Here is a 22090-nt window from a genome sequence, read left to right on the forward strand (position 1 = left end):
CCAGTTTTTTTATTGTATTATAACCAGTTCTGATACTATGATTGCGAAACGGGACTGTACATTTGTGCAGACCCGGTGGGGCTGGCTGGGGGGCTGAATGCGTACGCGTACGTTGATGGCAATCCGGTCGGATATGTGGATCCGCTGGGGCTACTGCCGGATTTGCCAAAATCAGATGGACAAAAATCTTTTTATTCAGTCCAAAGTAAAGGGCGCATTGAACAACTTTTAGGCGGAGATGAACCGTGGCCTAATAAACCAACTGAAGTCCATTTTGGTGAAGGATTATATACATGGAGCAGCCTCGATGATGCAGAAAATTATTTAACATGGTTAAAAAAAAGACCTTGGGTAGATGATACAGAATTAAATATAATCGAAGTTAATATATCTAGAACCAATTATAATGATTTCCATACCATGGACTTAAGAAAACTATTTGATGACGCTCAGGATGACTGGTTATCTAAATATTCTGCATTAGGTAATGCTCTGCCGGAACTTGATGGGTATGATCATATCATTAGAGGCGCAGGTATTGGTGATGAATTCTTTTTTTCAAAAAGTATTTTCTTTATTTTATCGATGAAAAAAGCATGAAACATTCATCTAAATTTTTAAAACATAAAAATGGGCGATGTTCATATGCTTGCATAGAAATTGAAGCTATTGAATATAACGATGAATCTATAACATGGGCAAATATTCCATATGTAGGATTTTATAAAAAAGAATATGGTAATTATATTAACAGTGGAATATTGTATGCTTACAGTAAGCATGTTGAGGCTGGAGGAAAAACAGCATCTTTTATAATTTCAAACTTAATTGAATCTGTTTCAGATACTGATTTTTTTGCAATGAAATGTGCTGCAATTAGTGCAACCTGGCAAGCGTTAGGACATAGTGAAAAACAAATTGAATTTATTTACAATAAGTCTTGGGACGCTATAATAAAGACTGAATCATTAATGGATTAGTATCTCTAGACTCATCAAAATAAGGACCGGAGATAATTAAATATTCCCGGTCTTTATTTTGATCCCCCACATCCTTTCAGTCCAATAAACCAGCGCGTTCTTAACCACCTGTTCCGCCCAGTAAAGTACGACGGCAAAACGCGACTCAGTACCTGGCAGCAGGGCAACGACCTGCTGCACCAGTACCGGTACGACAGCCGGGGGCGGCGCACCCTGCACCGGCAGACCCTCATGACGCCGTCCGCCACGCGCAGGCGTTGTAGACAGTATTCCCAAGGGCTCATACACAGAAAGGAAATATTGATGCCAATAATTATTTCAGAACCATATAACTACGAAATTATCGAAGATAATGTGGGCAGACACATTAATGTAATGTGTGGTAGCTCCGCACTGTTTGAAGTAAAGATACCCTTAAGTTTGAGTAAAAGCATGGAGCTTATTCACGACAAAAATAAATTAAATTATTTTTTGAAACAAGTAAGAGACAATCCCCAAAAATATATAAAATAATATTTATGTCGTCGAAGTGAATGTTTTAATACCGAATATGCTGCCATTGTGGACAAGTATAAATGCCAGCACAGACTAAACCGTTGATGGCCAGTTGATGGACACGGCGGGGAAAACGCTCTGGCTGGCACAGCGGCTCGCCTGGGCTAACCTCAGGGATGAAACCTTGCTTGCTCACCTGCCGGGCCAGTACGAAGACCGCGAGACCGGGCTCTTTTACAATCTGCACCGTTACTACGACCCGCGCCACGGACGGTATATCACGCCTAATCCGGTGGGGCTGGCGGGAGGGCTGAACGAGTATGCGTATGCGGGCGGGGATCCGGTTGGGTGTGTTGATCCGCTGGGGTTATCGCCATTTGATAAAAATGGTTTTGAAAATACAGATCGACCTGATTTTTATGTAGGACCTGACGGGCCGGAAGCGACCCTCCTTCGACTGGGTATAGATATATGCGATATCTGGATGATGAAGGAAGTGTAAACAATCGTGTAGAGGAAACTTTCAGCGGCATGTCTGCGGCATCAACATATATAGGGTTTGAAAAATATGTTTCAGGAAGAGCTGCACGGGATGCTTATCAAGTCTCTCCTGCATGGAGTGACGCAAGATTAGTTGGAGTCTTTGATACATTACAACTCTATGAAAAAGGAATTCCCAGGGTTCGAATACCTTTTTGGGGAGGAGACGATCCGGCGTCTGGGAAATTAGAACCTTTTGCAATGGCATATCCTGAATTTGGGTCGGGAATGGCAGTGCAACTTCATGCAGATCGACGCGAAATAAAATTTCACTCACTTTATATCATTCCGGAGTAGATATGAATCTTGAAAAAAGAGAGGAAGCAGAGATTGTCATTTTAAAATTGCTTAAGAAATACCTTTCAGAAGCAAGTGATATTGAAAGAATCATGAAATCAATTCAAGAAAATAAGTATTGTATACCTATGAGGCATGTTCATTATGAGATCTGTCATTTATCTAAAAAAATCTGATCGAAGATGACATAAAATTAATCAGTGAACTTATGAATATCTACGGATAACTTCATAGCTCCAGTTTGTACAACTAACAAACTATTCTGCGCTCGGATGGACTATCAGAATACTGAGTCACCGAGAATACTGGAGTAACTTCGCGAAAGAGGCCTGACCGGCGGGCATGGCGACAATAACTTGCGCCTGCCGGACCAGTAAGAAGACCGCGAGACTGGGCTCTTTTACAATCTGCATCGTTACTACGACCCGCATCACGGGCGGTATATCACGCCTGACCCGGAGGGGCTGGCTGGCTGGCTGAACGGGTATGCGTATGCGGACGGGGATCCGGTTGGGTGGGTTGTTCCGCTGGGGTTGTTTAAGATAGATGCAACTGGATTTGAAAATAGCTCTGTTAAGGATCCTGCACCGCCTGTACCTGACTTCAATAACTCCAATCCGAATAGGGATAAACAGATCGAAAAATTGAGAAAGGGTGAGGACATTACAGTCAATAGTGTCGAGGAAGCAAGAGATATCCTTGATCATATGCCCGAATTAAAGCCGGGAGGAGGAGGTGATTATATCCCCGGAACTTTCGATCCTTCAGAAGCATACCGTGGAAATTTGATCAATAAAGCTGATCCCAACAATACAATTGAAGTCCACTCTAGTGGCCCAACTAAACATAGATACAATGCACACTATAATTTAACATTGCGGGATAGTATTAGTATAAGATTGAAACCTGCCATTCTTATAAAGGGTGAATAGTTATGTCAAAAGCAATTAAAAAATATATAGGGAAATGCATCTATCGGGAGATATTGAATGAAGAATTTAATAAAATAGTTGTTTCATTTAGTTTTCATAATTCACAGCAAAATTTAGAGACTTATTTTATTAACATTGAATTTGAGCCATTAGGAATGGTTGGACAAGGTGAAGGATGGATTTGGTGGTCAACAGATATTCATAAGATCGATTTATTAATATTCATAGAAATCTTTATTGGATGTAGTCTGGATGAAATAAAGTGTCTACCTGATTATGAAAAATATTATTATGGCTATGATGAATTCGATGACAAAGATGGTAAGCAATCATCCCTGTTTGAACACAAATATTTAGGAGGTTTTTTATTTTTGCCTCAACTTCCCAACGGTACTGTATGGCGTATCGCACCTGAAGCATATAAAGAAACTATCTTATGATATGCGAAATTTTTATTTATAAGATTTGGATGATGCTTTCTCAAGTGTCCATTTTATCTCCTGAACCATTAACACCTGCCGGGCCTGGCAATACGACCGCATTGACCGGCTGATAACCGAGCACCAGAAGCAGATCGCTGCTCGCTACTGTTATGATGACACAGATCAACTGCTACATGCTGAGTTGCCCCACCACCATCCTGACGCCCAGCCGGAAGACGGTTTCCCCTAGGATGCCACGGGCAACCGCCTACTGAAATACGGCGGTACCCGCATGACCTGTGACCGCTTCGGCCGCCTGACAGAGCAGCCCCTCCCCCTATAGGCAGCAAACAATCAACACAATTCCAGCTGCAAATTATTATCTTTAATCACCTGCATCACGCCCGCTGGCGGCATCACGTCGGTATAGACCGCATCCACCATGCTGATGCTGCCCATGTTCACCATCGCATTACGGCCAAACTTGGAATGGTCCACCACCAGCATCACGTGGCGGGAGTTCTCGATAATCGCGCGCTTGGTGCGCACCTCGTGATAATCAAACTCCAGCAGCGAGCCGTCGCTGTCGATGCCGCTGATCCCCAAAATGCCGAAGTCGAGGCGGAACTGAGAGATAAAATCGAGCGTCGCTTCGCCAATAATCCCGCCGTCGCGGCTGCGCAGTTCACCGCCTGCGAGGATGATGCGGAAATCGTCTTTCTGCATCAGGGTATTGGCGACGTTCAGGTTGTTGGTCACCACGCGCAGGTTCTCGTGATCCAGCAGCGCATGGGCCACCGCTTCCGGCGTGGTGCCGATATCAATAAACAGCGTCGCCCCGTTCGGGATCTGGCTGGCAACTTTGCGGGCAATGCGCTCTTTCTCTGCCGTCTGCGTGGCTTTACGGTCATGCCAGGAGGTGTTGACCGAGCTGGACGGCAGCGCCGCGCCGCCGTGGTGGCGCAGAATGCGGTTTTGATCGGCCAGGTCGTTCAGGTCACGACGGATGGTTTGCGGGCTAACGGCAAACTGCTCAACCAGCTCTTCAGTGCTGACGTATCCCTGTTTTTTTACCAGTTCGATAATGGCGTCATGACGTTGTGTTTGTTTCATCAATTATCCCTGAGAATTATGTTCGTTTTCGCGCATGAAGCGTGTCGGTCAGCGCCATCACCAGCCCCACGGCCAGCCCGGTGACGTGCGCACCGTTGGCGATAGACATACCAAACAGATCAAACCATCCGGCAATTAGCCATATTAACGCAAAGGTTATCAAACCGCGTTGCAGATAGATGCCGCTTTCAGGGTCGCGTTCACCTCTGAGCCAGACATAGCCCATCAGGGCGTACACCACGCCCGACAATCCGCCGAACCACGGGCCGCTGAATTTGTGCTGCACATAGCCGCTCAGCAGGGCGCTAATAATGGTGATAACGATCAGTTTGCCGCTGCCGAGCCGCTTCTCCACGATACCACCGAGATACCACCACCACAGCAGGTTAAAGAGGATGTGCATTAGCGAGAAGTGCATCAGCGCGTGGGTAAAGTAGCGCCAGACGTCAAACTGCAGCGACGGATCGTACGGCCACGCCAGGGCAATCATCACGCTCTGGTCGCCCACCACGTTCATCATAATGAAGACGATGATGCAGGCCGCCATCAGCAGCAGCGTGAACGGCCCTGCGCGTTCGCGGATGGTGGCAAGGAAGGGAAAACGACGGTAGTGCAACCCGCTGCCGGTGTGGCCGGATTGCCAGCTTGCTGCCAGATAGCGTGGATCGCCAGGGTTCTCAAGAAAACGCGCCAGCTCCTCGTTTACTCGCCCGGCCTGGCTCTCGTCGGCCAGCCAAACGTCAGTCTGGGTATGTTGTTGAATAGTCAGGATAACGCCCTGCGTCGCCATATAGTCGACAAACGCCTGGGCGACGCGCGGGTTGGTAAAGGAGGTAATCATCAACATGGCGGTCGTCGCTTATTTCCACACAAAAGGGGACAGTATAGCGGGATCAGCGCTCAAAAGCGTATTCCACTTCTGCCGGGAAATGACGATGCCAGGCATCGAAGCCGCCGTCGACGCTGTACACCGCATCGTAACCCTGCTGAAGCAGATACTGCGCTGCGCCTTTGCTGCTGTTGCCGTGGTAGCACATGACCATTACCGGCGTCTCGAAGTCGTTATCGCGCATAAACGCGCCCAGCGTATCGTTGGTGAGATGGAACGCGCCCGGCGTGTGGCCCATAGCAAAGCTTTGCGGATCGCGGATGTCCACCAGCACCGCTTTTCCCTGGTGCATCTTCTGGTGGGCTTCTTCAACGTTAATACATTCAAACTGATCCATGGTGTTCTCTTTACAGTGTTCAGATTAGGTGCGGTCTGGTGCCCTCACCCCGGCCCTCTCCCACGGGAGAGGGAGAATGCGATTTTACCCCGTAGTGTACGTCCTGGCGGCGGGTAAACGCCATTATGTTATCCATATCACTCTAAATTGTTTTTTTGATGTTACCAAAAGCGCGTTCCTTTGCTATTATGAGCGATATCGAACATTTCTGAGCTTTAACGAAAGTGCGTGAGGGTGTTATGGAAACCAAAGATCTGATTGTGATAGGCGGTGGCATCAACGGTGCCGGTATTGCGGTCGATGCCGCAGGACGCGGTTTATCCGTACTGATGCTGGAAGCTAACGATCTCGCCTGCGCGACCTCGTCCGCCAGCTCCAAACTGATTCACGGTGGCCTGCGCTACCTGGAACACTACGAATTCCGCCTGGTCAGCGAAGCACTGGCCGAACGCGAAGTGCTGCTGAAAATGGCCCCGCATCTGGCTATTCCGATGCGCTTCCGCCTGCCCCATCGCCCGCACCTGCGTCCGGCGTGGATGATCCGAATCGGTCTGTTTATGTACGATCATCTGGGTAAGCGCACCAGCCTGCCGGGTTCGAACGGTTTGCGTTTTGGCTCAGAATCGGTCCTTAAGCCTGAAATCGTGCGCGGTTTCGAATATTCCGACTGCTGGGTGGACGATGCGCGTCTGGTGCTGGCGAATGCGCAGATGGTGGAGAAAAAAGGCGGTGAGGTGAAAACCCGTACCCGCGCCACCGCCGCGCGTCGTGAAAACGGTCTGTGGATTGTGGAAGCGGAAGACGTGGATACCGGCGAGAAGTTCAGCTGGAAAGCACGCGGTCTGGTGAACGCCACCGGCCCGTGGGTGAAGCAGTTCTTCGATGACGGCATGCACCTGCCGTCCCCGTACGGCATTCGCCTGATCAAGGGCAGCCACATTGTGGTGCCGCGCGTGCATACCCAAAAGCAGGCCTACATTCTGCAGAACGAAGATAAACGCATCGTGTTTGTCATCCCGTGGATGGACGAGTTCTCGATCATCGGTACCACCGACGTGGAGTACAAAGGCGATCCGAAAAACGTCGAAATCGACGAGAGCGAAGTGAACTACCTGCTGAAAGTGTATAACGCGCACTTTAAGAAGCAGCTGGCGCGTGATGACGTGGTCTGGACCTACTCCGGCGTGCGTCCGCTGTGCGATGACGAATCTGACTCGCCGCAGGCCATCACCCGCGACTACACGCTTGATATTCACGACGTAGACGGCCAGACGCCGCTGCTGTCGGTGTTTGGCGGCAAGCTGACCACCTATCGCAAGCTGGCCGAGCACGCGCTGGAAAAACTGGCCCCGTACTACAAAGGCATTGGCCCGTCGTGGACCAAAGGCGCGGTCCTGCCTGGCGGTGATATCGGCGATAATCGCGATGATTACGCCGCGAAGCTGCGCCGTCGTTTCCCGTTCATCACCGAAGGCATGGCGCGCCACTATGCCCGCACATACGGCAGCAATACCGAGCTGTTCCTGGGTGACGCGAAAGCGCTAGCCGATCTGGGCGAGCATTTCGGTCACGAGCTGTACGAAGCCGAGCTGCGTTATCTGGTCGAGCATGAGTGGGTTCGCTGCCTGGATGACGCCATCTGGCGTCGTACCAAAGAAGGGATGTGGCTCAACGCCGAGCAGCAGTCTCGCGTGGCGCAGTGGTTGCAGCAGCATGCGGGAAAGCGTGAGCTGTCGCTAGCGTCTTAATTGAAAAAAGCCGGGTGGCGGCTCCGCCTTACCCGGCCTACTCGATCCCGTAGGCCCGGTAAGCGCAGCGCCACCGGGCTTTGTTTTTACAACCGCACCGGATCAATATGCCAGATCGTCTCGGCATACTCCTTGATGGTCCGGTCAGACGAGAAATACCCCATATTGGCGATGTTATGCATCGCGGTGATGGTCCACTTCTCCTGCTGACGGTACAGCTCGTCCACCCTGTCCTGACAATCCACGTAGCTGCGATAATCCGCCAGCACCTGGTAGTGGTCGCCAAAGTTAATCAGCGAATCCACCAGGTCCCGGTAGCGTCCCGGCTCTTCAGGATTAAACAACCCGGTCGCGATTTGGGTCAGCACCTGTCGCAGCTCTTCATCCTCTTCATAATACTCACGCGGTTTGTAGCCCTGCCTGCGCAGTTCCTCCACCTCTTCCGTGGTATTACCGAAAATAAAGATATTCTCCGCCCCCACATGCTCCAGCATCTCGACGTTCGCGCCGTCCAGCGTGCCGATGGTCAGCGCGCCGTTCAGGGCAAACTTCATGTTACTGGTGCCGGACGCTTCCGTCCCCGCCGTGGAAATCTGCTCTGAGAGATCCGCCGCCGGGATGATCAGCTGCGCCAGGCTCACGCTGTAGTTAGGGATGAATACCACCTTCAGCTTGTCGCCGATGTCCGGATCGGTGTTCACCACCTTCGCCACGTCGTTAATCAGGTGAATGATGTGCTTCGCCATGTAATAAGCGGAGGCCGCCTTACCGGCAAAGATTTTCACGCGCGGCACCCAGTCAGCCGTAGGGTCGGCCTTGATACGGTTGTAGTGCGTGATCACATGCAGCACGTTCATCAGCTGGCGTTTGTACTCGTGAATACGTTTGATCTGCACGTCGAACAGCGCTTTCGGGTTCGCCACCACGTTCAGATGCATCGCCAGCCAGACCGCCAGACGCTTCTTGTTGAGGAGCTTGGCTTCACGCACGGCTTTATTCACCGTCGGGAAATCAATGTGCTGTTCCAGCTCGCTCAGCTGGCTCAAATCGGTGCGCCAGGTGCGGCCGATATTCTCATCCAGCACGTCAGACAGCGGCTGGTTCGCCAGCGCCAGCCAGCGGCGCGGCGTGACGCCATTGGTCACGTTACAGAAACGCGTTGGGAAGATCTTCGCGAAGTCCGCAAACAGCGACTGCACCATCAGGTTCGAGTGCAGCTCGGACACCCCGTTGACCTTGTGGCTGATCACCACCGCCAGCCAGGCCATGCGCACGCGGCGACCATTGGATTCATCGATGATCGACGCACGGCTCAGCAGGCCGGTATCGTTCGGATACTGTTCCTGCAGGGTCTTGAGAAAGTAGTCGTTGATCTCAAAGATAATCTGCAGATGGCGCGGCAGAATTTTGCCGAGCATATCCACCGGCCAGGTTTCCAGCGCTTCGCTCATCAGCGTGTGGTTGGTGTACGAGAACACCTGACAGGTCACTTCAAAGGCGTCATCCCAGCTGAACTTATGTTCGTCGATCAGCAGGCGCATCAGTTCCGGAATGGAGAGCACAGGATGCGTATCGTTGAGGTGAATCGCCGTTTTCTCCGCCAGATTGGCGTAGGTTTTGTGCAGCTGGTGATGACGGCTGAGGATGTCCTGAATCGTCGAGGAGACGAGGAAATACTCCTGACGCAGGCGCAGCTCGCGGCCCGAGTAGGTCGAGTCGTCCGGATACAGTACGCGGGACACGTTCTCGGAGTGGTTTTTATCTTCCACTGCCGCAAAGTAGTCGCCCTGGTTAAATTTACCGAGGTTGATCTCGCTACTGGCCTGGGCATTCCACAGGCGCAGCGTGTTGGTGGCGTCGGTGTCGTAGCCGGGGATGATCTGGTCATAGGCCACGGCGAGGATCTCTTCGGTTTCGACCCAGCGGGATTTTTTCCCTTCCTGCTGAATACGCCCGCCAAAGCGCACTTTATAGCGCGTGTTGTGACGCTTGAACTCCCACGGGTTGCCGTATTCCAGCCAGTAATCCGGGGACTCTTTCTGGCGGCCATCAACGATGTTCTGCTTGAACATACCGTAATCGTAGCGAATGCCGTACCCGCGGCCCGGCAGCGCCAGCGTCGCCAGCGAGTCGAGGAAGCAGGCGGCAAGACGTCCCAGACCGCCGTTTCCGAGGCCGGGGTCGTTCTCTTCGTCGATCAGCTCTTCTAAATCCAGCCCCATCTCTTCCAGTGCGGTTTTTACGTCGTCATAAATACCGAGCGACAGCAGCGCGTTGGAGAGGGTGCGGCCAATCAAAAATTCCATCGACAGGTAGTAAACCTGACGCGTTTCCTGTGAGAGCTGGGCGCGGTTGGAGCGCAACCAGCGTTCGACTAAACGGTCACGCACCGCAAACAGGGTGGCGTTCAGCCACTCGTGTTTGTTGGCGATAACCGGATCTTTCCCGATGGTGAACATCAGCTTGTAGGCGATGGAGTGCTTTAACGCCTCAACGCTGAGCGTGGGTGAAGAGTAGCTAAATGGAGCATTCATATCAGTAACTTCGCCTCGTTACATCAAGCGTTGATAAAGGTCGCGGTAGGACTGCGCCGCGACATGCCAGCTAAAGTCCATGGACATCGCCTGACGTTGTACGTAACGCCACAGCGATGGACGGGACCACAAGACGAACGCACGCCGAATCGCGCGAAGCAGCGACCAGGCATTACTGTCCTCAAAAACAAAGCCGCTGGCGATACCGTCCGCCAGATTTTCCAGAGAGCTGTCGGACACCGTATCCGCCAGCCCGCCCGTACGGCGTACCAGCGGCAGCGTGCCGTATTTCAGGCCGTAGAGCTGCGTCAGGCCGCAGGGTTCAAAGCGGCTCGGCACCAGAATGACGTCAGCCCCACCCATGATGCGGTGCGAGAACGCTTCGTGATAACCAATCTGCACGCCCACCTGCCCCGGATGTTCCGCAGCGGCGGCAAGAAAACCTTCCTGCAACACCGGGTCTCCCGCGCCGAGCAGCGCCAGTTGACCGCCCTGCTCCAGTAATCCTGGTAGCGCTTCGAGCACCAAATCCAGCCCTTTCTGGCTGGTCAGGCGGCTGACCACGGCGAACAGTGGCACTTTGTCGTTCACCTTCAGCCCCATCGCAATTTGCAGCTGGCGTTTGTTTTCGGCTTTGTCTTCCACCGAATCGCGGCCATAGCGTGCAGCCAAAAGGAGATCGGTATCCGGACTCCAGATCTTTTCATCCACGCCGTTCAGAATGCCCGACAGACGGCCTTCACGGTGGCGCTGTTGTAACAGCCCTTCCAGACCGTAGCCAAACTCTGGCTGGGTGATTTCACGCGCGTAGGTTGGACTCACCGCCGTGATGTGATCGGCGTAGTACAGCCCCGCCTTCAGGAACGAGATCTGCCCGTTAAACTCCAGACCGTGCATGTTATAGAACGACCATGGCAGATCGATGTCATTCATATGATGGGCATAGTACATGCCCTGGTACGCCAGATTGTGTACGGTAAAGACCGATTTCGCCGGGTGACCACGTGCCGCCAGATAGGCCGGAGCAAGCCCGGCGTGCCAGTCATGCGCGTGTACCACATCCGGTCGCCAGAATGGGTCCAGCCCGACGGCCATCTCCGCCCCCACCCAGCCGAGCAGCGCAAAGCGCAGCACGTTATCGGTATAGGCGAACAGGTTCGTATCGTGATACGGACTGCCCGGTCGGTCGTATAGGTGCGGCGCGTCGATCAGGTAAATCCCTACGCCATTGTAATGTCCAAACAGCAGGGTGATGCGTCCGGCGAAGGTTTCACGGCGGGTAACGACCTTTGCATCAGGAATACCACGCCGGATATCCGGGAAGGCGGGCAATAGGACTCGGGTATCCACCCCACCGGCGATTTGCGCCGCCGGTAATGCGCCAAGAACATCCGCCAGCCCGCCCGTCTTCAGCAACGGGAACATCTCAGAACATACGTGTAAAACCTGCATCATCGCTCCTGTTTGATTTGCAGCTTCCGCAACATTTCCCGTGTGACTAACACGATCCCCTCTTCAGAACGGTAGAAGCGACGCGCATCTTCTTCCGCGTTTTCACCAATCACCATCCCTTCAGGGATGACGCAGGCACGGTCGATCACGCAACGGCGAAGACGACACGAGCGCCCTACCCAGACATCCGGCAGCAGGACTGCCGAGTCGATATTACAGAATGAATTTACACGCACGCGGGGGAACAGCACGGACTGCACCACCACGGAGCCGGAGATAATGCACCCGCCGGAAACCAGCGAGTTCAGCGTCATGCCGTGGCTGCCGGAGCGGTCCTGCACGAACTTCGCGGGCGGCAGCGATTCCATATGAGTGCGAATCGGCCAGTTCTGGTCGTACATATCCAGTTCAGGCGTAACGGACGCCAGGTCGAGGTTCGCTTTCCAGTAAGCTTCCAGCGTACCGACGTCGCGCCAGTAAGGTTCCGCATTCGGGTCTGACTGTACGCAGGACAGCGGGAAAGGATGTGCATACGCCATGCCAGCTTTGGTGATTTTCGGGATGATGTCTTTACCGAAGTCGTGGCTGGAGTTTTCGTCTTTGTCGTCTTCTTCCAGCAGCTCATAAAGGTACTCTGCATCAAAGATATAGATCCCCATGCTGGCGAGCGATTTGGTGTCATCTCCTGGCATGGTCGGCGGGTTCGCCGGTTTTTCAACAAAGTCGATAATCTTGTCGTCGGCATCCACGTGCATCACACCAAACGCCGTCGCCTCAGCAACGGGCACCGGCAGACACGCCACGGTGCAGCGCGCCCCTTTTTCGACGTGGTCAATGAGCATGTGGGAGTAGTCTTGCTTGTAGATGTGGTCACCCGCGAGGATGACAATGTATTCCGCACTGTAGCGGCGAATGATGTCGAGGTTCTGGGTCACCGCATCCGCCGTGCCGCGATACCAGTTTTCCCCGTGAACGCGCTGCTGCGCCGGGAGCAGATCGACAAACTCGTTCATCTCTTCGCTGAAGAACGACCAGCCGCGCTGGATATGCTGCACCAGCGTGTGCGACTGATACTGAGTAATGACGCCAATGCGGCGAATGCCTGAGTTCAGGCAGTTGGAGAGCGCAAAGTCGATAATGCGGAACTTACCACCAAAGTGAACGGCCGGTTTGGCGCGCTTGATGGTCAAATCTTTCAGACGGGTTCCACGCCCGCCCGCGAGTATCAGGGCAACAGTTTTTAATGGTAGCTGGCGCGCCAACATTAACGGATCGTTCTTCTCTAATCTAACCATGACTAACTCCTTTTTTATCATCTTTGGAATACGCACACTCCGTGCGCAGGCCCGTGCCAGACAGCCATAACAACCGGATTATCCACTCCGGCAAAGGGGGGAACGGCTCGCCACTCCCCGTCAGGTAAAACAATCTCTGCGACGTCATCCGTCGCGTTCAGCGTGACCAGCCACTTATCCGACAGCAGGATTTGCAGACAGGTTATGCCGTGTTGCCACTCTTGCGCGCTCAGCGGTTGCGCGTCTTTATTCAGCCAGCGAACGTTGCCGTCGCCCTCTTCCCACCAGCTGTCGGCGGTAAGCGCCGGGATTTGCTGGCGAAGGTGGATCAGCGCCGCGGTGAAATGGGTCAACCCGCTGTTTGCTTCTCCCCAGTCGAGCCAGGTTAAGGTGTTATCCTGGCAATAGGCGTTGTTGTTGCCGTGCTGGCTGTGACCGTGCTCGTCGCCCGCCAGCAGCATCGGCGTGCCCTGCGACAACAAAAGCGTCGTCAGCAGCGCGTGAACGCTGGCGCGTCGCCGCTCGATCACATCCAGACTTCCGCCTAACCCTTCTATACCATGGTTAAAGCTATGGTTATTGTTAGTCCCATCGCGATTCTCCTCACCGTTTGCCTCATTGTGTTTCTGATTGAAACAAACGCAGTCGCGAAGCGTGAAACCGTCGTGCGCCGTCACCAGGTTGATGGTGGCCGACGGACGTTTGCCGTCGCGCTTAAAGAGATCGCTGGAACCGGCAAAACGTCCTGCGAATTCCCCCAACGACAGATCGCGCGCCAGCCAGAAGCGGCGGATGGCATCGCGGTAGTGATCGTTCCACTCGGCAAACAGCGGCGGGAAATTTCCCACCTGATAGCCGCCCTCACCAATGTCCCACGGCTCGGCAATCAGCTTCACCTGCGACAACACCGGGCAATTTTTGATTGCCTCAAACAGCGGCGCCTGCTGGCTGAACGCTGGCGTGCGCCCTATTACGGGGGCCAGGTCGAAACGAAAACCGTCGACATGGAAGGTTTCTACCCAATATTTCAGGCACTCATACGCATAATGCGTCACCGCCGGATGGCTGAGATTGAGGGTGTTACCGCAGCCGGTCCAGTTGTAGTAATCACCATCTTCCCTGATCCAATAATAGCTACGGTTATCAATTCCGCGCTGCGAGAGCGTCGGGCCATCGAGATCGCTTTCAGCACTGTGGTTGAGCACCACGTCCAGAATGACCTCAATGCCCGCCGCGTGGAGCGCCTTCACCGCATCGCGGAACTCGTCCCGGGCTTTTTCAGGATCGGCGGCATAGCGGGGTTCAAGGGCGAACATCGCCAGCGGGTTGTAACCCCAGTAGTTGCTCAGCCCAAGGCGCTGTAACCGCGGCTCGCTGGCGAAATGCGCCACGGGCAGCAGCTCCAGCGCGGTGATCCCTAAGTGCTTCAGGTAGGCAACCAGCGTCGGATGCCCGAGCGCTTTATAAGTGCCGCGTATCTCTTTGGGGATCGACGGGTGCAGATACGTCAGCCCTTTCACATGCGCTTCGTAAATGACGGTATTGCCCCACGGCGTGCGCGGCGGGGCATCGTCTTCCCAGTCGTAGAGGTCGTTCACCACCACGCTTTTTGGCGCGAGCGGCGCGCTGTCGCGGTGGTCGGGCTCACCGTAGCCGACGTGGAATATCGGGTCGTCTTTAAACTCGCCGTCCACGCGGTGCGCACACGGGTCAATCAACAGCTTCGCCGGGTTAAACCAGTGCCCCTGTGAAGGCTCCCATGCGCCGTGAACGCGAAAACCATAGTGCATGCCCGGACGCCCGCCGGACAGATAACCGTGCCAGATATCCCCCGTGCGCGCGGGTAAATCGTAACGGTGCTCGTTACCTTCCCCGTCAAACACACAGAGTTCTACCCGCTCCGCGTGCGCAGAAAAGAGCGTGAAGTTCACCCCCTTCCCGTCAAAGCGCGCCCCGAGCGGTTCGGGATTACCTGCCGTAAGCTGCGTCATTCCCCCTCCCGCACCAGCCAGATGGTGCTAAGCGGCGGCAGCGTCAGGCTCAATGAGTTTGGCCGCCCGTGGCTTTCGAGTGCATCGCTCTGCACCAGACCACCGTTACCCGCGTTGCTGCCGTGATAATGCATGGAATCGGTGTTCAGTATTTCGCGCCATTTACCCGCCTGGTTAATGCCGAAGCGGTAATGTTCGCGCGGCACCGGCGTAAAGTTGCTGGCAACGATAATTTCATTGCCCGCTTTATCGCGGCGCACAAAGACAAACACCGAACGTTCACGATCGTCCACCACCAGCCACTCGAAGCCGTACGGATCGAAATCCAGCTCGTGCAGCGCTTTGTGGTGGCGATAGGTCAGGTTCAGGTCGCGCACCAGACGCTGTACGCCGTGATGCCAGTTATCACCGCCTTCCAGCAGGTGCCAGTCGAGGCTGGAATCGTGGTTCCACTCGCGGCCCTGAGCGAATTCATTGCCCATAAACAGCAGCTTCTTGCCCGGGAAAGCGAACATCCAGCCGTAGTAAGCGCGCAGGTTGGCAAACTTCTGCCACGCGTCGCCCGGCATGCGGTCAAGAATGGATTTTTTGCCGTGCACCACTTCATCGTGCGACAGCGGCAGCATAAAGTTTTCGGTGTAGTTATAGAGCAGCCCGAAGGTGAGCTTGTCGTGGTGATACTGACGGTGAACCGGGTCGAGCTTCATATAGTCAAGCGTGTCGTGCATCCAGCCCAGGTTCCACTTGTACCAGAACCCCAGACCGCCCATTGACGGTGGACGCGAGACGCCGGGGAAGTCGGTGGATTCTTCCGCCATCGTCACCGCACCTTCCACCTGCTCGCCGAGAATGCGGTTGGTGCTGCGCAGGAATTCAATGGCTTCCAGATTTTCACGGCCGCCATACTCGTTCGGGATCCACTCTCCCTCTTTGCGGCTGTAGTCGCGGTAGATCATCGACGCCACCGCATCGACGCGTAGGGCATCAATACCGAAGCGCTCGATCCAGTACAGCGCGTTGCCCACCAGGAAGTTTGTTACTTCACGGCGACCGTAGTTATAGATCAGCGTGTTCCAGTCCTGGTGATAGCCTTCGCGCGGGTCGCTGTGCTCGTACAGCTTCGTGCCGTCAAATTCCGATAAACTGAAATCATCAGACGGGAAGTGGCCGGGCACCCAGTCGAGGATCACGTTCAGCCCGGCGGCATGCGCGGCATTGATGAAATAGCGGAAATCATCGCGCGTGCCGAAGCGGCGCGTTGGCGCATACAGCCCGGTAGGCTGGTAGCCCCAGCTTCCGTCGAACGGGTGTTCGTTAACCGGCAGCAGCTCAAGGTGAGTAAAGCCCATCCATTTGGCGTACGGCACCAGCTGATCGGCCAACTCACGATAGCTGAGCCAGAAGTTATTATCGGTGTGGCGACGCCAGGAGCCGAGATGCACCTCATAGACGGAGATTGGCGCGTCGAAGCGGTTGGCCTGCTTGCGTTCTTCCGTCTGGACGATCTTCTCCGGCAGCCCACAGATCAGCGATGCGGTATCCGGGCGCATCTGCGCTTCAAAGGCATACGGGTCAGCTTTAATACGCAGCTTGCCGTTGGCATCGATCATCTCAAACTTATAGAGCTGGCCGTTTTGCGCGCCGGGGATAAACAGCTCCCAGATGCCGGTTTCACGGCGCAGGCGCATCGGATGACGACGGCCATCCCAATAGTTGAACTGCCCGACAACGGAAACCCGCTGGGCATTCGGTGCCCACACGGAAAAGCGCGTGCCGGTAATACCGTCCATGGTATCGGCGTGAGCGCCCAGCGTTTCATAGGGACGCAGGTGAGTCCCTTCGGACAACAGCCAGGCATCCATCTCTTTAAGGAGCGGGCCGAAGCTGTAAGGGTCGTCGATCAGGTTCTGCTGGCCGTGCCAGATGACGGCAAGCTGGTAGCGAAAAGGGTTTTTACGACGGGGCATCACACCCGAGAAGAAGCCACGGGAATCGAGGCATTCCAGATTACCGACCTTGCGGCCGGTTTTGGGCTCAATCACCCAGACTTCGGTGGCATCCGGCAACAGCGCCCGAACTTCCAGTCCAGCCTCCGTTCGGTGCATCCCAAGCACAGAAAAGGGGTCAGCAAAATGACCCGCAATAAGCGCATTAATCACGTCTCTATCCACACGATCGGACATGGTATTCATCCTGTTTTTTATGTCGTCCTTTTTACGCGCTCCGGGACGACTTTTAATGTGACCTGAACGGGACAGCACAAATATGTGCATCCTTTCTGCTCCGTTCGAACCTCAGGTAAGAAATGACTCTTCCTTAAAGCATAGCCAACGCTCTAAATGACTCCTGATAAAAAATAAGACATCCGCGTGTTACTCCATGTAGTACGCAAAAAAAGGGGGTGAAAATCACCCCCGGTAGTTAACAAATTATTACGCCAGCTGGCGCAGCATGCGGCGCAGCGGTTCGGCGGCCCCCCACAGGAGCTGATCGCCGACGGTGAACGCGGAGAGATACTCTGGCCCCATGTTCAGCTTGCGCAGACGACCAACCGGCGTGGTCAGCGTGCCGGTCACGGCGGCCGGGGTCAGTTCACGCATGGTGACATCGCGATCGTTTGGCACCACTTTCGCCCACGGGTTGTGTGCAGCCAGCAGCTCTTCCACGGTCGGAATAGACACATCTTTTTTCAGTTTAATGGTGAAAGCCTGGCTGTGGCAGCGCAGCGCGCCGATACGCACGCACAGACCGTCAACCGGAATGGTGTTCGCGGTCGCGAGGATTTTGTTGGTCTCAGCCTGGCCCTTCCACTCTTCGCGGGTCTGGCCGTTATCCAGCTGTTTGTCGATCCACGGGATCAGGCCACCGGCCAGCGGTACGCCGAAGTTATCCACCGGCAGCTCGCCGCTGCGGGTCAGCTGAGTGACCTTACGTTCGATATCAAGAATCGCGGACGCCGGGTTTGCCAGCTCGGTCGCGACGCTGTGGTGCAGCTGGCCCATCTGGGTCAGCAGCTCGCGCATATGACGCGCGCCGCCGCCGGACGCGGCCTGGTAGGTCGCCACGGAGACCCACTCCACCAGATCCTGCGCGAACAGGCCGCCGAGGGACATCAGCATCAGGCTGACGGTACAGTTACCGCCAACAAAGGTTTTTACGCCGTTGTTCAGGCCATCGGTGATGACGCCCTGGTTCACCGGGTCGAGAATGATGATGGCATCGTCTTTCATACGCAGCGAAGAGGCTGCGTCAATCCAGTAGCCCTGCCAGCCGCTTTCACGCAGCTTTGGATAGATTTCGTTGGTATAATCGCCGCCCTGGCAGGTCACAATAATGTCGAGTGCCTTCAGCGCTTCCAGATCGTAAGCATCCTGCAACGTGCCTGTGGTACCACCAAAGGACGGGGCAGCCTGGCCGAGCTGGGAAGTGGAGAAGAAGACCGGGCGGATGGCGTCGAAATCGCGCTCTTCAACCATGCGTTGCATGAGTACAGAGCCGACCATACCGCGCCAGCCGATAAAACCAACGTTTTTCATAGCATTTTTTTCCTGCTGAGGGTGTGTGCTGATTGTGCAAGCCAGTATTGAACTGGGATATGCTTCACATTACAAAATGCTGCCAAAGTCGCAAGCGAAATTAATCGATGATTGCCCGGCAATCAGAAATACAGCTAATTATCATAATAACCATAGAGAGTTTCAGGGATAATTTACATGAGTGAAATCATTTCCGCGGCGGTTTTATTGATCCTGATAATGGATCCACTGGGAAACCTGCCGATTTTCATGTCGGTGTTAAAGCACACCGAGCCGAAGCGCCGCCGGGCGATCATGATCCGCGAGCTGCTCATCGCCCTGCTGGTAATGTTTATCTTCCTGTTTGCCGGGGAGAAGATCCTCGCATTCCTGAACCTGCGCGCGGAAACGGTCTCCATTTCCGGCGGGATAATTTTGTTCCTGATTGCCATTAAGATGATTTTCCCGAGCGCCGAAGGCAGCAGCAGCGGCCTGCCTGCGGGTGAAGAGCCGTTTATTGTGCCGCTGGCGATTCCACTGGTCGCCGGGCCAACCATTCTGGCGACGCTGATGCTGCTGTCGCATCAGTATCCGAACCAGATGAGCCATCTGGTGATTGCCCTGCTGATTGCCTGGGGCGGGACGTTTATCATCCTGCTGCAGTCATCGCTTTTCCTGCGCCTGCTGGGTGAGAAAGGGGTGAACGCGCTGGAGCGCCTGATGGGGCTGATTCTGGTGATGATGGCGACGCAAATGTTCCTGGACGGAATTCGGGCGTGGATGAAAGGTTAGGATGTAAAAAAGCCGGGTGGCGCTTACGCTTACCCGGCCTACAGGACCTGAGTTTTTTGTAGGTCGGGTAAGCGTAAGCGCCACCCGACACACATACGGTCACTGAGGTCTGTGGCCGCAAAAATTTTAAATATTCATTCGTTTTGCGAGCCGCCTTCCAGAGCCTCTCTTGCCACCCCGCCCCCAACGCAGCATCTTCTTGCCGCGCCTGCAAAATCAGGCGTCAGGGTTGGTCCCCTGTAATCCTCATCCGTGATAAAACGCTTTTTTATCGCGTGGCCAGTTACACCTCAATGGTGGGCTGGACGGTGGCGCCGTAAGGCGCGCCGGTAGCTGATGAGGCCGGTAGGACCAACGCCGTTCAGTCCGCCACCAGTGAGGTTGGTCCCTCCTTTGGCGGTCTCTTCACTCATTCGAGGCAGTCATGTGACGACTACCCCTCACTTTTCTCACGCTTTATTTACTACTCCATTCGATCACACCACTGATTTCACCGAACTGGCAGACAACTGCTCGCAGTTTGTCGGCGTGCTGGTTGAATGTGACGATCCAATACAGAAGATGGTGCTGTGCGGACGGCTCTCAGCCTGCCTCGCACTGCTCCAGCCTACGCTGCTTGAACCTGTTCCGGGATATTTAAAAGCCAGCCTGACGGTGGATGACCTGCCGCTGGACGTGCCGGTATTCGAACCGGAAGTGGATCAGTTACGGCGATATTGCCAGCTGTTAACGCAAATGCTGTTAGCGCACAAAGGAAGGCATCGTGCCGCTGTAAAAAAGCCGGGTGGCGCTTACGCTTACCCGGCCTACGGGACCTGAGTTTTTTGTAGGTCGGGTAAGGCGAAGCCGCCACCCGACAACATACGGCCTCGTTAGCTCAGCAGCGTAAACGCAATCATCCCGACGATCGCACCCGTGGTGCCGAGGATGGTTTCCATCAGCGTCCAGGTTTTCAGGGTTTGCGCTTCGGTGGCGCCGGTAAATTTACCGAACAGCCAGAAGCCTGCGTCATTGACGTGAGAGACCACAATCGAGCCACCCGCGATGCAGATAGAGAGCGCCGCCATCTGCGCACCGGAGTAGTTCAGCTGTTCAATCACCGGCATCACCAGACCGACGGCTGTTAAACACGCCACGGTCGCGGAGCCCTGAATGATACGCACCGCCGCAGCCAGTACGAAGCAGGTGACCGCAATCGGCAGGCCCATTCCGGTCAGCGCTTCGCCGAGCGCCGGGCCCACGCCGGAATCCACCAGCACTTGCTTGAACACGCCGCCCGCACCGATCACCAGCAGGATGATCCCCGCAGGCTGCAGCGCGGCACCACAAATCTCCATCACGCGGTCTTTCGGCATGCCCTGACGCATCGCCAGGCCGTAAATCGCCACCAGACAGGCCACCAGGATCGCCGTGAACGGGTGACCGATGAACTCGAACCATTCATAAGCGCTGGAACCCACCGGCACAAAGCGTGCGGCAATAGTTTTCAGACCCACCAGCACCAGCGGCAGCAGGATCAGCGACAGGCTGAAGCCGAAGGACGGCATTTTGCCCTCGCCCAGGTGCGGCTCGGTGATGTCATCCGGAATGTGCAGCTCAACGTAACGGCTGATGAAGTTGCCCCAGAGCGGACCGGCGATAATCATCCCCGGGATCGCCGCACACAGACCAATCAGGATCATCCAGCCAAAGTCAGCGTGCATCTGGGAGGCCAGCAGCATCGGCGCGGGTCCCGGCAGCAGAAACGCCGCAGCCGCCGCCACGCCCGCAAACAGCGGAATGACCAGCTTCACAAGGTTGGTGCCAGTATGGCGCGCCATGGAGAACGCCACGCTAATCAGCAGCACAACCGCCACTTCAAAGAACAGCGGCAGCGCGCAAATCAGACCGGCCAGGCCAATCGCGTAGTGCGCGCGGCTGTGCCCGAAGGATTTCAGCATCTTGACGGCAATCTGATCGACCGCGCCCGTCTCGTGCAAAATCTTGCCAAACATCGCGCCGAGCGCGACCACAATCGCCAGGAAGCCCAGCGTACCGCCCATCCCTTTTTCCATGGTCGCCGCGATTTTATCGAGCGGCATACCGGAAAAGAGACCTGCACCAATAGAAACCACCATCAAAGCAACGAAGGCATGCATGCGCGCCTTCATCACTAAAAACAGCAGCAGTAAAACGGAACCCACTGCTGTCAAAACAAGCGTTAATGTACTCAAAACTTACTGCCTTTTATTAATGACCTCGATGGTGCTGGCAACAACACCTTCCAGTGACTGATCGATATCAACCACTAAGACGTCTTTCTCATCTTCACCCGGCTCCTGCAGCGCTTCAAACTGCGTGACCAGCATCTGGGTTTTGAAGAAGTGACCTTTACGCGCCTTCAGACGGCTTTCAATCACCTCGAAATCGCCCTTCAGATAGATGAAGGAGAGGTTCGGGTTGCCGTCACGCAGCAGGTCGCGGTAGGTTTTTTTCAGCGCGGAGCAGACGATCAGGGAAACTTTGTTCGTACGCTGCATCGCAAAGGCGGCATCGTTCAGCGCCTGCAGCCACGGTTTGCGATCGTCGTCGTTCAGCGGCTCGCCGGAGGCCATTTTCATGATGTTGCTGCGCGGATGGAGGAAGTCGCCATCAAGAAACGCAGCCTGGAGTTGATGCGCCACTTCGCTCGCCACGGCAGATTTACCGCTACCGGACACGCCCATCAGGACGTAAACGTGGTGATCGTGATTAGTCGTGCTCAAAGGGTGTCCCTCAG

Annotated in this window: 23 protein-coding genes and 1 pseudogene; 12 read left to right on the forward strand and 12 right to left on the reverse strand. The window is 54.6% G+C overall.

What is annotated here, in order from left to right; genetic code table 11:
* Positions 1-135 precede the first annotated feature (135 nt).
* Positions 136-600 (forward strand): hypothetical protein, encoded by a 465-nt coding sequence (locus N2K86_RS20885; RefSeq protein ID WP_260661754.1) that lies wholly within the window; start codon positions 136-138, stop codon positions 598-600.
* Positions 597-980 carry a hypothetical protein gene (locus tag N2K86_RS20890; protein ID WP_260659825.1) on the forward strand — a complete coding sequence of 128 codons (384 nt, stop codon included), beginning with the start codon at positions 597-599 and terminating at the stop codon, positions 978-980. Before N2K86_RS20885 ends, N2K86_RS20890 begins: the two co-directional genes overlap by 4 nt.
* A 36-nt stretch (positions 981-1016) precedes the next feature.
* Here N2K86_RS20890 and N2K86_RS20895 read toward each other — a convergent pair whose 3' ends face one another.
* On the reverse strand, positions 1017-1256 hold the full coding sequence (locus N2K86_RS20895) for a hypothetical protein (protein ID WP_260659826.1): 240 nt from the start codon (positions 1254-1256) through the stop codon (positions 1017-1019).
* Between the two features lie 27 nt (positions 1257-1283).
* Here N2K86_RS20895 and N2K86_RS20900 point away from each other — a divergent pair, with 27 nt between their 5' ends.
* From N2K86_RS20900 to N2K86_RS20930, 7 genes and pseudogenes are all read left to right on the forward strand, one after another.
* Positions 1284-1493, forward strand: coding sequence for a hypothetical protein (locus N2K86_RS20900; RefSeq protein ID WP_260659827.1), 210 nt, complete (start codon positions 1284-1286; stop codon positions 1491-1493).
* 97 nt (positions 1494-1590) lie between these two features.
* Complete coding sequence (locus N2K86_RS22610) at positions 1591-1977, forward strand: RHS repeat-associated core domain-containing protein (RefSeq protein ID WP_313771636.1); 387 nt, start codon at positions 1591-1593, stop codon at positions 1975-1977.
* Positions 1947-2312, forward strand: coding sequence for a hypothetical protein (locus N2K86_RS20910; RefSeq protein ID WP_260659828.1), 366 nt, complete (start codon positions 1947-1949; stop codon positions 2310-2312). Before N2K86_RS22610 ends, N2K86_RS20910 begins: the two co-directional genes overlap by 31 nt.
* Positions 2313-2314: 2 nt before the next feature.
* Positions 2315-2488, forward strand: a complete 174-nt coding sequence (locus N2K86_RS20915) for a hypothetical protein (RefSeq protein ID WP_260659829.1) — start codon at positions 2315-2317, stop codon at positions 2486-2488.
* A 216-nt stretch (positions 2489-2704) separates the two neighbouring features.
* Positions 2705-2836: pseudogene (locus N2K86_RS20920) on the forward strand (RHS repeat-associated core domain-containing protein); the annotation flags it as partial.
* Positions 2837-2845: 9 nt separating this feature from the next.
* Positions 2846-3244 carry a hypothetical protein gene (locus N2K86_RS20925; RefSeq protein ID WP_260659830.1) on the forward strand — a complete coding sequence of 133 codons (399 nt, stop codon included), beginning with the start codon at positions 2846-2848 and terminating at the stop codon, positions 3242-3244.
* 2 nt (positions 3245-3246) lie between these two features.
* Positions 3247-3684: a hypothetical protein gene (locus N2K86_RS20930; protein WP_260659831.1), complete on the forward strand. Its 438-nt coding sequence runs from the start codon at positions 3247-3249 to the stop codon at positions 3682-3684.
* Positions 3685-4020: 336 nt separating this feature from the next.
* Here N2K86_RS20930 and N2K86_RS20935 read toward each other — a convergent pair whose 3' ends face one another.
* Genes N2K86_RS20935 through glpE form a run of 3 tightly spaced genes read right to left on the reverse strand, consistent with a single transcriptional unit; the run spans position 4021 to position 6005 of the window.
* Positions 4021-4779 (reverse strand): DeoR/GlpR family transcriptional regulator, encoded by a 759-nt coding sequence (locus tag N2K86_RS20935; RefSeq protein ID WP_008503060.1) that lies wholly within the window; start codon positions 4777-4779, stop codon positions 4021-4023.
* Positions 4780-4795: 16 nt separating this feature from the next.
* Positions 4796-5626, reverse strand: a complete 831-nt coding sequence (glpG, locus tag N2K86_RS20940) for a rhomboid family intramembrane serine protease GlpG (protein ID WP_260659832.1) — start codon at positions 5624-5626, stop codon at positions 4796-4798.
* A 46-nt stretch (positions 5627-5672) separates the two neighbouring features.
* The gene (gene glpE, locus N2K86_RS20945) at positions 5673-6005 is read right to left on the reverse strand and encodes a thiosulfate sulfurtransferase GlpE (protein ID WP_006177908.1); all 333 of its coding nucleotides are present in this window, start codon (positions 6003-6005) and stop codon (positions 5673-5675) included.
* Between the two features lie 239 nt (positions 6006-6244).
* Between glpE and glpD the strand changes: the two genes are divergently transcribed.
* Entirely contained in the window at positions 6245-7753 is a 1509-nt protein-coding gene (gene glpD / locus N2K86_RS20950; protein WP_260659833.1) for a glycerol-3-phosphate dehydrogenase, read from the forward strand.
* Positions 7754-7839: 86 nt separating this feature from the next.
* Here glpD and glgP read toward each other — a convergent pair whose 3' ends face one another.
* From glgP to asd, 6 genes are all read right to left on the reverse strand, one after another.
* Entirely contained in the window at positions 7840-10287 is a 2448-nt protein-coding gene (gene glgP, locus N2K86_RS20955) for a glycogen phosphorylase (RefSeq protein WP_260659834.1), read from the reverse strand.
* 18 nt (positions 10288-10305) lie between these two features.
* Positions 10306-11739 carry a glycogen synthase GlgA gene (gene glgA, locus N2K86_RS20960; RefSeq protein WP_260661740.1) on the reverse strand — a complete coding sequence of 478 codons (1434 nt, stop codon included), beginning with the start codon at positions 11737-11739 and terminating at the stop codon, positions 10306-10308.
* Entirely contained in the window at positions 11739-13034 is a 1296-nt protein-coding gene (gene glgC / locus N2K86_RS20965) for a glucose-1-phosphate adenylyltransferase (RefSeq protein WP_042718928.1), read from the reverse strand. The genes glgA and glgC overlap by 1 nt, the downstream gene beginning before the upstream one ends.
* A 17-nt stretch (positions 13035-13051) precedes the next feature.
* Complete coding sequence (gene glgX, locus N2K86_RS20970) at positions 13052-15025, reverse strand: glycogen debranching protein GlgX (RefSeq protein ID WP_260659835.1); 1974 nt, start codon at positions 15023-15025, stop codon at positions 13052-13054.
* Positions 15022-17208 carry a 1,4-alpha-glucan branching enzyme gene (glgB, locus tag N2K86_RS20975; RefSeq protein ID WP_260659836.1) on the reverse strand — a complete coding sequence of 729 codons (2187 nt, stop codon included), beginning with the start codon at positions 17206-17208 and terminating at the stop codon, positions 15022-15024. Before glgB ends, glgX begins: the two co-directional genes overlap by 4 nt.
* Positions 17209-17457: 249 nt before the next feature.
* Entirely contained in the window at positions 17458-18561 is a 1104-nt protein-coding gene (asd, locus tag N2K86_RS20980) for an aspartate-semialdehyde dehydrogenase (protein WP_260659837.1), read from the reverse strand.
* 177 nt (positions 18562-18738) lie between these two features.
* Between asd and yhgN the strand changes: the two genes are divergently transcribed.
* Complete coding sequence (gene yhgN / locus N2K86_RS20985) at positions 18739-19332, forward strand: NAAT family transporter YhgN (protein WP_003861574.1); 594 nt, start codon at positions 18739-18741, stop codon at positions 19330-19332.
* A gap of 426 nt (positions 19333-19758) precedes the next feature.
* Complete coding sequence (locus N2K86_RS20990) at positions 19759-20151, forward strand: hypothetical protein (protein ID WP_260659838.1); 393 nt, start codon at positions 19759-19761, stop codon at positions 20149-20151.
* Between the two features lie 53 nt (positions 20152-20204).
* Here N2K86_RS20990 and gntU read toward each other — a convergent pair whose 3' ends face one another.
* Together gntU and gntK are read right to left on the reverse strand one after the other, a co-directional pair.
* Positions 20205-21545 (reverse strand): gluconate transporter, encoded by a 1341-nt coding sequence (gntU, locus tag N2K86_RS20995; RefSeq protein ID WP_010436459.1) that lies wholly within the window; start codon positions 21543-21545, stop codon positions 20205-20207.
* Between the two features lie 3 nt (positions 21546-21548).
* On the reverse strand, positions 21549-22076 hold the full coding sequence (gene gntK, locus N2K86_RS21000) for a gluconokinase (protein WP_008503362.1): 528 nt from the start codon (positions 22074-22076) through the stop codon (positions 21549-21551).
* Between the last annotated feature and the right edge of the window lie 14 nt (positions 22077-22090).

It is taken from the genome of Enterobacter mori (assembly GCF_025244905.1).
Taxonomy (GTDB): domain Bacteria; phylum Pseudomonadota; class Gammaproteobacteria; order Enterobacterales; family Enterobacteriaceae; genus Enterobacter; species Enterobacter mori_A.

Excerpts from the sequence above, each read along its gene's own strand:
- glgX (WP_260659835.1), bottom strand. The coding sequence starts at position 15,025 with ATGACGCAGCTTACGGCAGGTAATCCCGAACCGCTCGGGGCGCGCTTT.
- glpD (WP_260659833.1), top strand. The coding sequence starts at position 6,245 with ATGGAAACCAAAGATCTGATTGTGATAGGCGGTGGCATCAACGGTGCC.
- glgB (WP_260659836.1), bottom strand. The coding sequence starts at position 17,208 with ATGTCCGATCGTGTGGATAGAGACGTGATTAATGCGCTTATTGCGGGT.
- glpE (WP_006177908.1), bottom strand. The coding sequence starts at position 6,005 with ATGGATCAGTTTGAATGTATTAACGTTGAAGAAGCCCACCAGAAGATG.
- glgP (WP_260659834.1), bottom strand. The coding sequence starts at position 10,287 with ATGAATGCTCCATTTAGCTACTCTTCACCCACGCTCAGCGTTGAGGCG.
- glpG (WP_260659832.1), bottom strand. The coding sequence starts at position 5,626 with ATGTTGATGATTACCTCCTTTACCAACCCGCGCGTCGCCCAGGCGTTT.
- N2K86_RS22610 (WP_313771636.1), top strand. The coding sequence starts at position 1,591 with ATGGACACGGCGGGGAAAACGCTCTGGCTGGCACAGCGGCTCGCCTGG.
- N2K86_RS20890 (WP_260659825.1), top strand. The coding sequence starts at position 597 with ATGAAACATTCATCTAAATTTTTAAAACATAAAAATGGGCGATGTTCA.
- N2K86_RS20930 (WP_260659831.1), top strand. The coding sequence starts at position 3,247 with ATGTCAAAAGCAATTAAAAAATATATAGGGAAATGCATCTATCGGGAG.
- N2K86_RS20915 (WP_260659829.1), top strand. The coding sequence starts at position 2,315 with ATGAATCTTGAAAAAAGAGAGGAAGCAGAGATTGTCATTTTAAAATTG.
- yhgN (WP_003861574.1), top strand. The coding sequence starts at position 18,739 with ATGAGTGAAATCATTTCCGCGGCGGTTTTATTGATCCTGATAATGGAT.
- N2K86_RS20935 (WP_008503060.1), bottom strand. The coding sequence starts at position 4,779 with ATGAAACAAACACAACGTCATGACGCCATTATCGAACTGGTAAAAAAA.
- glgA (WP_260661740.1), bottom strand. The coding sequence starts at position 11,739 with ATGCAGGTTTTACACGTATGTTCTGAGATGTTCCCGTTGCTGAAGACG.
- asd (WP_260659837.1), bottom strand. The coding sequence starts at position 18,561 with ATGAAAAACGTTGGTTTTATCGGCTGGCGCGGTATGGTCGGCTCTGTA.
- glgC (WP_042718928.1), bottom strand. The coding sequence starts at position 13,034 with ATGGTTAGATTAGAGAAGAACGATCCGTTAATGTTGGCGCGCCAGCTA.
- N2K86_RS20900 (WP_260659827.1), top strand. The coding sequence starts at position 1,284 with ATGCCAATAATTATTTCAGAACCATATAACTACGAAATTATCGAAGAT.
- N2K86_RS20910 (WP_260659828.1), top strand. The coding sequence starts at position 1,947 with ATGCGATATCTGGATGATGAAGGAAGTGTAAACAATCGTGTAGAGGAA.